Here is a 13272-nt window from a genome sequence, read left to right as displayed (position 1 = left end):
CAATAAATCTTATCGTGACTACATGAATCGATTCAGATATTTTACAGACGAAATGGGAAGAAATATTTCGTTGAGAGTGCAGTATAGATTTTAAAATAGGGGTTAGGGGTTAGGGTAGGGTTAGGGGTGCAAAACGCTCCCACATCCTATCTACTCACTTTTAACCCACTTTTTTCAACTTTTAAAAAAAACTAATGCCTAACCCCTGTTTCCTATACCCTAAAACACACTTTGTGCCTCTGTGCCTGTTCACTAAAAAACGCTCACCCCTATCCCCTATCCCCTAACCCCTCAACATTCAACACCTCCTCCACATACCACTCTGCTTTAGCAGCAGCGTCAGCATCTCTTAGGGCAAGACCCAATCTTCTTAGTAGTACATCTTCTTTGGTACAAGCCATTTCGTGACGTACGGCATAGACTACTTCAGCTTTGATAAATGGATGTCCCGCTACCAATAAGCTCTTCAGATCAGCATCCTTGTTTGACAATTCTAATACTTTTCCAGCATTGCTACCGTACTTTTTCATGAGATGTTGTGCTACCTCAATGGATACATTATATTTGTTTACGAGTATCTTCCAATCATCAAATAGATAACCTTCTCCCCCAAATAATACCTGTTGGTCGGTTGTACATTCTACAACAGATTGTTTCAAAACATTTTCCTGAACCATGTCCACAGTATCTTTCGCCATCAAACGATAGGTTGTCCATTTGCCACCCATGATACTAACTAGTTTAGAACGTTTATCTATTTCCACCTCATGGTCGCGCACAAGTGATTTAGTTTCAGAGTCGAGCGCTGTATGGAGTTTGGCTTCCAACAAAGGACGTTGTCCAGCAAAACCAGAAGTAACATCTTTTTCGGTTACAGGCGTCTCCAAATAGCGGTTTACATAATCTATTAAATAAGTACGCTCGTAATCTTCCAATTTTGGATTTTCGCTCAATTGGTCTTCCTCGTCGGTTGTACCCACCAAAAGATGGTCTTGCCAAGGAATCATAAAGATGACGCGTCCGTCGTCGGTTTTAGGAACTAAGATAGCCGCATCGCCTTGAAGAAACTTTTTGGGCAAAACGATATGCGCGCCTCGGCTTACTTTTATTCGAGGTTTCATCTTGCTATTGGCCATTTTACGAATATGATCTGCAAAAGGACCAGTGGCATTAATAAATGCTTTGGCATGGATTTGAATATCTTCCCCTGTAAGCAAGTCTTGTGCAAGAAGCGTTTTGATACGTCCTGTATCTTCGTTTTTGACAAACTTATTAGCTTGTATATAATTAAATGCCAGCACGCCCTTTTCTACTGCCGTTTGTACCAAGGCCAAACAATAGCGAGCATCGTCGAGCTGCCCATCATAATATAACACCGCCGAGTTCAGACGCTTTTTCTTAAGTTCAGGAATTAACTCCAAAGCCTCCTTTTTCGAAAGTCTTTCACTTGACGAGATATTCTGTGAACCAGCAATCCACTCATACATCTTTAGACCGATGGTATAATAAATACTTTCGATAAAACTAAAGCAAGGAGTAAGCAAAGCCAAAGGGCGAGAAAGATGTGGTGCGTTTTTCAGCAAAATCTCCCGTTCTTTTAGGGCCTTTCTTACCATTTTGTATTGTTCCCAGTCCAATTTTTTAACAGCCTGTTCCAAGTACCTAACCCCACCATGGATGAGTTTGGTAGATTTGGAAGAAGTCTGAGACGCAAAGTCATTTTTATCAATAATTACTACTTTCAAACCTCGTAGTACTGCATCAATCGCAATACCAGCGCCAGTGGCTCCTGCTCCTATGATACAGAGGTCAAATTGCTCGGTTTGGCGTAACTGTTGGAGTTGGGAATGTCTGTTCATTGTTTATATATTTGATTAGGGATATATAGAAGAGGAGACCTTCAATATAAAGAAATTACAATTTCAAAATCGTCTGAGTAAATCAATCTCGAAGTTTTCTTGATGAATGAAAGAATATTTGAGATAGTTTTGAGTATAAAGTACTATAAATAAACAAGCTACTTAAAAAATAGTTATAATTCTTGTTAAGTTCACAAAGAAGCCTAAAACTCCCTTTTTTTCCAAACATTTGTTCAAACTGAGGTATTTCTTCTACTTGATTATCAAATGATAAGAAGTTGAGCAGCTTGTCATAAGCTCACAAAAAAAGTCTTGCTAGTTTAGCAAGACTCCTTGAAAAATACAATAAAATTAACAATTTGATATATCCTTTTGATTACTCTATAACTTCAGCATCTTCAAGAATATAATTCATTTCGTAAATATCGTCAGCATTGAGTTTTAGTTTACCTGTAAACGTGTGCATTTCGTCAGTTTTGTATTTCTTAGAACTTCCTTTTTTAGGTTTCAAAGACATTACTGACTCGGGGCCAGCCCCTCCACAAAAGAAACATTGGCTGTAAGGAAATGCCGATAACACATATACATTAGTAGCAGCATCTACAGGAATCACATATCCTTTGATCGTAACTTCTTTATGTTCTAATTTCTTGATGGATGCTCCAAAAGTTGGATACAACATATAAATAGATTCTTGTGGATACCACTTCTTTTTGAAGACTACATCCTTCAAAATTTCCCAAGTAAGTTTTTCGCCTGGTGCAATCATGCGCAAGGCAGGATGCTCATGAGCCAATACGCTAGTACTCAATAGTAAACTCGCAAATACAAAAGAAAGAAAGCTCTTTTTCATTGATACAAAATTTAGTTTTTAGTGTTGAAATCGTAAATTCAAGTTGCCTGTAGGAGATTTTCGCTTTTTACAAACGATACTGAATTATAAGCAATTGTGCAGAATTTAGATTTGAGTTTTGTGTTTTAGGCACAAGGCAAAAAGTGTAAAATTGTTTTTTTAGTAACAATAAATATGTTTTTGCCGAATGCCCATAGCTAAAAGCCCAAAGCTCAAAAATGTGCTTGCCTAAATAAGCACTCTTACTTAATCGTCTGCCAAAGTTCTTGAAATATCTATTTTGTAAATACCTAAAGAAGGTATCGCTGCGGCCAGTAAACCTATTATCAAAGCTCCTGCTAACAACCACACTTCTTCGGCTAACAAAGATAAAACGCCAAAATCATAATGAAAGTTTTGTTCGACATTCTGTGCCATAACTCCTAAACCTAAACGACTGAGAAATACTCCCACCATATAACCTATAATACTGATAATCAATCCTTCGGACAGTAATAATAAAAATAATTTTGTACGACTAGCTCCCATCGACAACATCAAAGCCATTTCATATTTTCGCTCTTTTAACGAATTATACAATGAAACAAATACACTTATTCCCGAAACAATAATGATAACCAGTGCTATCAGCTTCAGTGTATCAATCCCAACACCCATCAAGGCAAACAAACGATTCATTTCAATAGCAGGCGTAGCAGTCTGCATGGTAGAGTTTTCGTTGATACTTCTTGATATCATCATACCCATGGCAGGATTTCTAAATTTTACGAGCATAGCTGTAATCTCCTTTGCCTCCTCATGATGCTCTTCGCCATGTTCGCTGTGTTCGTCTTCTGTAAGCAATTTCAAGGCATTGGCACCTTTTCCAGCCTCTTCTGCTTCATGATGCTCGTGTACAGCCCACACGCTTTCGAGTGGCGTTATCAATACTTGGTCAAGCACAGAGTTGCTTTGCTTAAGAATCCCAACCACTTTGAACTTACTTTCTTCGTGATGATCACCCTCGCCATCGTAGCCATGTTGACTGGCAAAAGAATCACCAACTTTGAGTCCTAAATTGCGAGCTGCTTTAGCTCCAACCACGATTTCTAAGGCATTTTCAAATGCTTTTCCTTGTTCAAATTCTCCTTGAAAATGCTCGATATATTTCGGAGTTGTACCAATAATACGATACCCTTGATAGCTATCGCCCATCGAAAGCGGAATAGCTGATTGTACCATCGGGTTACGGGTAAAACGCATGGCCTCATCCATATTGATATTGCCTGTGGGCGAGTCTATTTGATATACCGCCGCCAAAATCAATTGTAGAGGACTTCCTTTAGCACCCAATACCATGTCGATACCTTGTATGTTTCGGGTAAATTTTTCTTCTAATTGTTTCCCTACTAGAAGCAACAAGGAGATAATTGCAATCCCAAGTGACATCAATAAGATACTTAGGAAACTGGTTAGGGGTTTATCTTTAAGGTTTTTCCAAGAAATATGTAATAAATTCATTGTTAGTCAATTTTGTGATTTCCTACGTGATTTTCAAAACTCATTATAAGTACAAGTGCTTCTCGAAAACATCTTTGAGACGCTGATCGTGTGTTACTACCACAAGGCTTGCCCCTATTTCAGAAGTTTGAGTTTTTAGTAAGTCTATTACTTTCAAGCAGTTATCATCATCGAGATTGGACGTAGGCTCATCTGCCAAAATTACCGAAGCATTATTCATCAATGCTCTGGCAATACTCACACGTTGTTGTTCACCCTGTGATAATTGTGTAGTCTTTTTAGCAAGATGGTCTGCGAAACCTAGACTTTCGGCTAAGTGTTGTGCTTTTTCTTTTGCCAAAGACTTGTTTGCCAAATAATTAGCCAATAGCAAATTATCCAACACGCTCAGCGAATGTACAAAATGAGGTATTTGATAAATAATACCCACATTGGCCGCTCGAAAGGCCGCCGCTTGAGCACTATCAAAATGGCTTATTTCTTGGTTATGAATTTGAATTGAGCCACCCGTTGGCTTCAACAAAAGTGCCATAAGGTGCAAAAAAGTAGTTTTACCACGACCAGATTTTCCTAAAATCAACATGGTTTCGCTATCAGCACAGCTGAAATCAGGAAACGTAAATTGCTTCGTAGGAACATTGGATTGAGTCGGATACGCAAAAGTTAATTGTTGAGTAGCTATCACAGTTGATGAATATGTTTTGGGTTGATAGATCATTGAGCGAATAAGCCTTTGTACTTCATCAAATGCTATTTTCAAGCAAAATTTCTGCTTGGTCAGAATCGGATTTTAGGCATTGGTATAGTTTTCACTCCCAAAAGCTAATACCTTCATTCATTTCGCACAATACAATATTTTCTGTCTGTAAATGAGTCAGTTTTTATTACAAATATAAACACTAAGCTCATCAAAACGTACCGAACTGTGGGTTATTCAGAGGATTTAAAGATATTTTAAAGAAGGGGTTTTACATGGCTAGCAATATCTCGGCAGGGATTCCCAAATGATGATAGAGGTTTTTGATGACTTTAAGCGTAAGCGGTCTTTTTCGATTAAGTATTAATGTCGAATTGTGAATGGTGAATTACGAATGTAAATTATTAATACTCCATATCTAAAATTGATTCAATCTTACTCTTTACTATTATTTTTTCCTGAAAATTTGAAGTTACTAGTTCAAGCCTTAATCTTGAACTTATTCCTTTAAACAGTTTTGAAAACGGAAACGACGTAGAAATGAGAGTGGAAGGTTTGTAGAATTTCATGATGTAGCTATTTTACAGTTATTATAATCAAATATATAAGTTTGAATCGTTTTCTCCTAATTCGCTCATAACCCTGTCTATTCATCGCCTATAATGCAATTATAAAAGATTATCTAATAATTAGTTAGATACTTTAAACCTTGACTTTTGAGTTGTTTCTAACTTTTTTACCTTAGAGTAGAAAGCCCTTACAAACGGCTTTAATATTCTATCACAAATACCCAATGTATAGTTATCATTTGTTAATTATGCGTTTCTCAAAGCCCCATTTTGGTAAAATTTAGCATGTTTTTGCTAATTTATTATAGAAGTTTTCAAATTTAGAATAGCATAGAACAGCTAATTTGCTAAATTTGCGTCCACTTTTGAGGAACAGCAATTTTTGAGTAGAAAGCTATGAGTAACAACGTATTATATTTTGAACTAACCACCCCAGTTGAAGACGACCGCCCAATTTATATATCTGGCAATTTTAACGGGTGGCTCCCCGACAAGGAAGATTTTCGTTTGAAAAAAACAGAGGAAGGAAGATATGTTTTGAAGTTTCCACACTCTGTACCACTTCCTGAAAAACTTGAATACAAGTACACCAAAGGTGGCTGGAATCAAGTGGAGTTGGATGAATTTGGTAACGCTACTTACAACAGAGTAGTTACCAAGAAACTAGGTGTCATGCACGACTTTGTGCCACACTGGCGCTTAGATGGTTCGAACTTGCAACAGGATTTAATGCCTGAAATCAGACTAATTTCTGATTCATTTGATATGCCTCAGTTTGATACCAAACGTGCGGTATATATCTTGTTGCCTCATGATTATGACAAAACTGACAAAAAATATCCTGTCATGTACTTACAAGATGCCCAAAACCTTTTCCAAGAAGGTTCGGAATTTGGGAATTGGGGTATCGACAAACAATTGGCAGTATTGGCATCTCGTGGTCATGGCGACGTGATCATTGTGGCTATTGCACATGGTGGCGAAAACCGCTATAAAGAGTATTCTCCGTACAATAACCCTAAATTGGGCAAGGGCGAAGGTCGTAAGTATGTACAATTTATTAGTCGTACTTTGAAACCTTACATCGATGCCAATTTCCGTACGCTCACCGATCGTGAACATACAGGTATTGGAGGAAGCTCATTAGGAGGATTGGTAAGTATTTATGCAGGTTTGATGTATCCAGAAGTATTTGGGCGCTTGATGCTTTTCTCGCCTTCTCTTTGGGTTTCGCCAAATATCTACTTCGATGCGATTGACTTTTTGAGTCATTTACCCACCAAAATCTATGCATATGCTGGAGGTGGCGAAGGACATTCGATGATTCCAAATGTGGAAAAACTCAAGCAAACTTTGCTACGTCAAGGTAATAAAAAGATAGATATTAACCTTTCTTTGGATCCTGAAGGTAAACACAACGAATCACAATGGGGCAAAGAATTCCCTAAAGCTATCGAATGGTTATTCTTTTAATCATTGAGTGATTTTTTATTGCATAAAAAAGCCATCTTCCACGGGAAGATGGCTTTTTGCATCACACTACCTTTATATAATGTCGTTATTTATATTACTAGTTCAAGACCTAGTCACTAACTAGACAACAAATACAAGCGCATATTCATTAATTCACAAATCACTCATTCACAATTACTTAAAACTCAGGAAACGGATCTTCAAACTTCTTCTTGGCTTCCATTTGTTTGATTTCCTCTTCAGTACAAAGACAATCTTTCAGTTCTTGTATCAATAATTCTTTGTCTAAATCTTGCCCAATAATTACTAATTCATTGATTCGGTCCCCAAAGCGTTCGTCCCAACGCTTCATGATTTCGTCTTTTGAGTCTTGCCAAGCAGGATAAAAAGAACGCTCCCACTTGGGTACGCCTGCCCACCATTTTCCTGCATAGTCTGCACGAAGCGAGCCACCCGCCTGCCCCCAATTCAAGGCATCTTTGGGTCTTGAAGCTAGCCAGAATAAACCTTTAGAACGAATAATTCCCGCATGCCAATGTTGATTGATATAATTCCAAAAACGTGTAGGATGGAATGGACGTGTATCTCTAAAGACGAATGAACTAATGCCATATTCCTCCGTTTCGGGCGTATGACTAGGTTTTTCTAATTCTTGAATCCAGCCTGCCGATTGTGAAGATTTTTCGAAATCAAACAACCCTGTATTGAGAATATGTGAAGTTTCAATTTTTCCAAAAGTCGATTCGACAATTTTTGCCTCAGGATTAAGTTTCTGAATAATGGTCTTTAATTCAGCAACTCTCTTAGGTGGAAGTAAATCCGTTTTGTTCAAAACAATAACATTGGCAAATTCTATCTGATCTGTTAATAGGTTTACGATGGTGCGCTGGTCGTTAGGATCGTCGTCATTGAGACCGCGAGTCCAGACTGTATCAATTGAGCCAAAGTCTTTGGCAAAATTAAAACAGTCAACCACCGTCACCATCGTGTCTAGTTGGGCAAAACGTGAAAGGTCAATTCCGCTGTTTTCATCAACATACGAAAACGTTTGAGCCACAGGTAAAGGCTCCGATATACCCGTGGACTCTATGAGCAAATAATCAAAACGATGGTCTTTGGCGAGTTTTTCAACTTCTACCATCAAGTCTTCACGAAGTGTACAACAAATACAACCATTGGACATTTCGACCAATTTTTCTTCCGTTCTTGAAAGTACATTTTCTTGTTTGACCAACTGAGCGTCGATATTCACCTCGCTCATATCGTTGACAATTACTGCTACTTTCAAGCCTTCTTTATTATGTAAAATATGATTGAGCAAAGAGGTTTTTCCAGCACCTAAAAAGCCACTCAATACTGTTACTGGCAATTTTCTATTTGACATTTTTTACAAAATTTTATGTTAAAATAATGTGTTGTAATCAGCCCAAAAGAGGCAATCCATCCCAAATACTGCGCAAACCACACTTGGTCTTCATAAAGCAAAGCCCACGCAAAAACAGTGTACGCCACCCAAAGCCCTATTCGGATACGCTTAGGCGTATGCTTATGCGAACTCATCCAAACGGCGATGAAACCCAAACCTATAAAGCAATAATCCCAAGAAGGATGATGCGCAAACCCCAAGCTCTCTAACTGAAACTCCCATTTAAACAATAGTAAAATCGGCATCAGCATGCAATGTATGAGACATATACCCGAACTAATAATCCCTACATAATCAAAAGTATTCTTTTTGTAATTTTCCATAAATGCAACATTGTTGCAAATATAAAATATCAAAATTCATTTTTGCAACATTATTGCGAATATTTAAAATATGTTTTTATATTTGCAACACCATTGCATTAATTTAACTAAACAAAAATCAATAAAAACACTTTGTCAGACACTCTCAAATTACCATTTACCCCAACTGACATTGGTAGTCCTTTTTTTAATACAATCATTTATGAAAAACTTACGTAAATCCCTCACAATTTTGGCTTTAGCCCTTGCTGTCGTTACTGTTAGTAGTTGTAAAAAAGACGAGCCAGATCCTGTACAGGATAGTGAAAACCTTACTACTCTAAAGCTCAATTTTACGGCCGATGGAGTTACAAAAACCTTTGCGTTCAAAGATTTGGATGGAATTGGAGGAAATGCTCCTGTAGTAGATAACATCAGCCTAGATGCCTACAAAACTTACAATGTAACCGTACAAGTGTTGGACGAAAGTAAGAGTCCAGCGGAGGATATTACAACAGAAATTGAGGAGGAAAATTTCGAACACTTATTTGTGTACACGCCAACGCCAAGCAATTTGTTGACCATTACTCGTACCGATAAAGACAATAGAAATCTGGAAGTGGGCTTAAAAGCTTCGGCTGTGACTACGAATGCAGGAACAGGCACATTAAGAGTTGTTTTGTATCACCAACCACCACAAAACGGTGTTCCAATCAAAGATGGTACAGCTAAAGGAAGCACAGATTTTGATGCACAATTCAATGTGACAATCAAATAATTTGCCTAGTAAAATATGGTGTAGATAAAATACTTTTGGTATTTCATCCATTTTATCAGCGCTTTGTACCTATACCTCTTAGTATCGAATCTGCAAAAACCTCTATATTTGTGTGTTTTTGCAGATTTTTTTATGCTTATAACTCCTAAAGCTAAGTTTTTCAAGAATTTACAGAAAGGGTTATAAAATCTCATATACCAACCAATCTCGATGATTTCAGTAGCGCTTTGCACCTACAATGGTGCCAAATATCTAGGTGAACAATTAGAAAGTATTCTGAACCAAACTCGCTCGGTCAATGAAATCGTAATTTGCGACGACCGCTCTTCCGACGCAACTGCTGATATTGTCAAAGCTTTTCAAGACAAAGCTCCTTTTCCTATATATTTCAACAGAAATGATTCACAATTAGGCTCAACCAAAAACTTTGAGAAATGCCTTCAATTATGTCAAGGCGATATTATTTTCTTATGCGACCAAGATGACTTTTGGATGCCTGAAAAGGTTGAAAAATTAGTGGGTTATCTCGAAAAAAATCCCCAACAACAAATGGTATTCAGCAACGCTGGTATGATGGATGAAAAATCGGAGCGCATAGAAGGACATATCTGGCAGGAAGTAATGTTTGATGATACTATGCAAAAAATCTGGCAAGCAGGTGGCGCTGCTCAGATTTTGTATAAAGGATATGTGGTAACGGGAGCAACAGTGGCACTACGCAAAAGTGCTTTGGACAATATGCTACCTTTTCCTACTTCGGTAAAAGACTTGATTCATGATGCGTGGATGTCCATATCATTAGCACTCAAAAATCAGATTGGTTTTGTTAATGAAGAACTGATTTTGTATCGTCGTCATAGTGCTCAACAAGTTGGGTTTGGCGGTGGTGGCGAAGCTGTTAGCTTCAAACAACGTTTTTCGAGACCTAGAGCCGAAAAACTACTTCCTATTCAGGAGGAATTGCATCGTTTGGAGTCTACCTTGGGTTTGCTCAAACAACATTATCCAGAAGTACCTGCTAGTCAATTTGCCAAGCTGGAATCACATCGGGATTTTGTCAAATTTAGACTTGAATTACCTGAAAATCGTTTGTTAAGAATAGTCCCTATTGCATTCAAGTTTTTGGCAGGTAAATATTACGACCCTCAAAAACATTGGTGGAAAACTTTATTGGGGGATATGATAGAATGAAGGGACAATGTAAAAAAGGCATTAAGGCACAAAGTGTTTTACCCTATAAACATAACACATACTTTACACTTTGTGCCTGTTTACTCTGTGCCTGTTCACTTTTAATTTTATCAACTTAACCAGCAACACAATGTCCAAACATATAAAAGCTATTTCACATAAAAATCAGGTTGCGGTGGTGATACCGATGTATAAATCTGAGATGACACCGTTTGAGCAAAAGTCCTTTGAACAATGTATCAAAATTTTGGGGCATTATCCTATCGTCATTATCAAACCTGAATCTTTGGATTTGGAGCATTTGAAGCAATCTCATGCTGCTATTCAATTTCAAAATTTTGAGGATAAATATTTCAAAGGCATAGAAGGCTATAACGCTTTGCTAACGACTGTCCATTTTTATGAAGCATTTTTGGCTTACGAATATATGCTGATTTATCAGTTGGATGCTTTTATTTTTAGTGATCAACTAACTGAGTGGTGTAATGCAGGCTTTGATTATGTAGGCTCACCACATATCGAACCCGAGCGTTGGAAAATTGGAGACAAACTTCCAGGGAATTATCATCAATTCCGTAGAATTTATATGAATGGGGGTTTTTCTTTAAGAAGAGTCAAAGCTATGATTCGTTTCTTAGAGATTTTGAAGTTTTTCAAAAAGGAGTGGATTTCAAATGAAGATGGTTTGTTTTCGCTTCACTTTATCCAGCTTCGTCCGTATAGACCATTGTTAAGACTTCCCAATTGGCAACAAGCGCTACAATTTGGTTTTGAACAACATCCCCAACTCTGCTATCAGCTCAATAACCAACAACTTCCCTTCGGCTGTCATGCTTGGGAAAAATATGATCATGGGTTTTGGGAAAAATATATGAAGTAGCTATGAGCATTCGGCTCTCGGCCTTCGGCAAAGTAATTAATGCTGAATGCCGATAGCCGAATGCTGAGAGCTAATTTAATTTGTTGGCTTATCGGGTACTGGTGCTGACGCGTGGTAACCATCAAATACCACTTGTGCATATTTATCCAAAAGCTCTTTTACACGTTCCTGCGATTCCGACTTTACAATTACGCCTACATGAAACTCTTCGTCCATACGCCAACAAACCTCTGTATCATCAAAAATCATGGGGTCGGTATATCGTTGACGCGTCAAGGAAATCAAGATACCTGCGTACATATTTTGTACTTCGGGTAAAGTATATTCCAGATTACGAGCCATAGCTGTTTCGATATTGGCCCATTCGCGCCATAGATTAATACCTGTAGCAGCCTCTACCATTTCGGCCAAGTGTGCCCCTCCTACTCTAGAGGCAGTTTCTAAGAAGATAAATTTCCCTGTAGCATGATCTCGAATAAACTCGGTGTGACTAGCACTAAATTTCATTCCGAAGGCTTTCAATACCTGCTCATTCATTTCTTTCAAAGCTAAATCCTCCTCCGAGCCAACCTCCACAGTCATAGAGCGAAATACACCTCCGCCATGCGCTACTTCCATCGGAGTAGACAAATAACGACTACAACGTGTAAAAATTGGTTGACCACCCACTGTCAAAGAATCTACGTGGTAGACATCACCGGGGCGAAACTGCTCGACCAGATATTCAGAACGGCGCTCGCCTAAATAATGGACCACCTCCCACAACTGTTCTGAGTTATGGACTTTACGAATCCCCGTAGCCGAAGCTTCCGAGCGAGGTTTGACCACACAAGGAAATTGAACTTTTTGAGTAAATTCAAACACATCATTATCGTTGAATAAAGATGAAAACAACGGCACGTTGATTCCAGCTTCTTCTGCTTTCATTCGCATCGCCAGCTTGTCTCTAAACAAGCGCCCTGTCGTTTGTCCCATACCCGGAATACGGAAATGCTCTCGCAAATGAGCAGCCTTTTCGACATCAAAGTCATCGAGTGCAACAATACGGTCTATTTTTCGGGAGCGCATCGCATAGCCCAAACCAAGAATAATTTCTTGAATATCGATACTACCATCTGGTTTTTCTTCTACATAAAAAAACTCATCGACGGCTTCGCGTGCCCACGGACGATGTTCTAGTTTTTTATTAGTCAACAAAAAACCCTATTCCCAGCTTGCTTACAAGCACGCAAAAACTCATTGCCTTTGAAATAGGTTGAGATACACAAAAAGGTTAATTCTTTTGTCATAAAGTAAAGGGCTATATCGGTTTTGGTTAGAGTGTCTTAGAGGTACACCAGAAGAAGATACCAGAACTAAAAGGGCAGAAAGTCTCAATGCGATGCTGCAATACGACTTTATTGATTAAAGCCTTTGATACCTTTCTTAAATATAGCAAAAAAGATGGGATTGGAAGTAAAATGGAAAGGAAATATTTAGGCAATAAAGACAAAGTAAGAAGTAATCTGATTGAAACATTTTCGTCACGGGTGAATAAATTCACCCGCTAAGTGGAATTGTTGATCAACAGCTAATGCTGTACGAAGGATTTCCAATAATTGCGGATTTGGGATTTCTGAATTCGGAAATAAAGTAAAATACCTTTATTTTTTACAAAACATAAAAGATTATACTTCCGAAATCCCATATCCGATATCCGAAATAGGCAGTTTTAGAATCCTTCGTACAACCCTAATCAACAGCT

11 protein-coding genes are annotated in these 13272 nt (G+C 38.1%); 4 read left to right on the top strand and 7 right to left on the bottom strand.

The window, feature by feature from the left end:
- Positions 1-269 precede the first annotated feature (269 nt).
- From BWI92_RS20820 to BWI92_RS20805, 4 genes are all read right to left on the bottom strand, one after another.
- Positions 270-1859 (bottom strand): glycerol-3-phosphate dehydrogenase/oxidase, encoded by a 1590-nt coding sequence (locus BWI92_RS20820; protein WP_095166411.1) that lies wholly within the window; start codon positions 1857-1859, stop codon positions 270-272.
- A 376-nt stretch (positions 1860-2235) separates the two neighbouring features.
- Positions 2236-2628 carry a DUF3299 domain-containing protein gene (locus BWI92_RS20815; protein ID WP_229241912.1) on the bottom strand — a complete coding sequence of 131 codons (393 nt, stop codon included), beginning with the start codon at positions 2626-2628 and terminating at the stop codon, positions 2236-2238.
- Between the two features lie 330 nt (positions 2629-2958).
- Positions 2959-4212 carry an FtsX-like permease family protein gene (locus BWI92_RS20810; RefSeq protein WP_095166409.1) on the bottom strand — a complete coding sequence of 418 codons (1254 nt, stop codon included), beginning with the start codon at positions 4210-4212 and terminating at the stop codon, positions 2959-2961.
- A gap of 43 nt (positions 4213-4255) precedes the next feature.
- A complete protein-coding gene (locus BWI92_RS20805; RefSeq protein WP_176464493.1) occupies positions 4256-4897 on the bottom strand; it encodes an ABC transporter ATP-binding protein in 642 nt (213 codons plus the stop codon).
- A 977-nt stretch (positions 4898-5874) separates the two neighbouring features.
- Here BWI92_RS20805 and BWI92_RS20800 point away from each other — a divergent pair.
- On the top strand, positions 5875-6951 hold the full coding sequence (locus tag BWI92_RS20800) for an alpha/beta hydrolase (RefSeq protein ID WP_095166407.1): 1077 nt from the start codon (positions 5875-5877) through the stop codon (positions 6949-6951).
- 178 nt (positions 6952-7129) lie between these two features.
- Here BWI92_RS20800 and BWI92_RS20795 read toward each other — a convergent pair whose 3' ends face one another.
- Both BWI92_RS20795 and BWI92_RS20790 read right to left on the bottom strand, forming a co-directional pair.
- Entirely contained in the window at positions 7130-8335 is a 1206-nt protein-coding gene (locus tag BWI92_RS20795) for a GTP-binding protein (RefSeq protein ID WP_095166405.1), read from the bottom strand.
- On the bottom strand, positions 8311-8700 hold the full coding sequence (locus BWI92_RS20790; RefSeq protein WP_095166403.1) for a MerC domain-containing protein: 390 nt from the start codon (positions 8698-8700) through the stop codon (positions 8311-8313). Before BWI92_RS20790 ends, BWI92_RS20795 begins: the two co-directional genes overlap by 25 nt.
- Before the next feature lie 202 nt (positions 8701-8902).
- On the opposite strand from BWI92_RS20790, the gene BWI92_RS20785 reads away from it, so the two are divergent.
- The 3 genes from BWI92_RS20785 to BWI92_RS20775 all read left to right on the top strand — a co-directional run bounded on the left by BWI92_RS20785 (position 8903) and on the right by BWI92_RS20775 (position 11528).
- Positions 8903-9457, top strand: coding sequence for a hypothetical protein (locus BWI92_RS20785; RefSeq protein ID WP_095166401.1), 555 nt, complete (start codon positions 8903-8905; stop codon positions 9455-9457).
- A 210-nt stretch (positions 9458-9667) separates the two neighbouring features.
- Positions 9668-10648 (top strand): glycosyltransferase family 2 protein, encoded by a 981-nt coding sequence (locus BWI92_RS20780; RefSeq protein ID WP_095166399.1) that lies wholly within the window; start codon positions 9668-9670, stop codon positions 10646-10648.
- Between the two features lie 130 nt (positions 10649-10778).
- Positions 10779-11528 (top strand): DUF5672 family protein, encoded by a 750-nt coding sequence (locus tag BWI92_RS20775; RefSeq protein WP_095166397.1) that lies wholly within the window; start codon positions 10779-10781, stop codon positions 11526-11528.
- A 75-nt stretch (positions 11529-11603) separates the two neighbouring features.
- Here the strand turns inward: BWI92_RS20775 and BWI92_RS20770 are convergent, their stop codons facing one another.
- Positions 11604-12725 carry an ATP-grasp domain-containing protein gene (locus BWI92_RS20770; RefSeq protein ID WP_310588938.1) on the bottom strand — a complete coding sequence of 374 codons (1122 nt, stop codon included), beginning with the start codon at positions 12723-12725 and terminating at the stop codon, positions 11604-11606.
- Between the last annotated feature and the right edge of the window lie 547 nt (positions 12726-13272).

The organism is Flectobacillus sp. BAB-3569 (assembly GCF_002270355.1).
Taxonomy (GTDB): Bacteria; Bacteroidota; Bacteroidia; order Cytophagales; family Spirosomataceae; genus Flectobacillus; species Flectobacillus roseus.
This window is presented reverse-complemented; position numbering and strand designations above follow the sequence as displayed.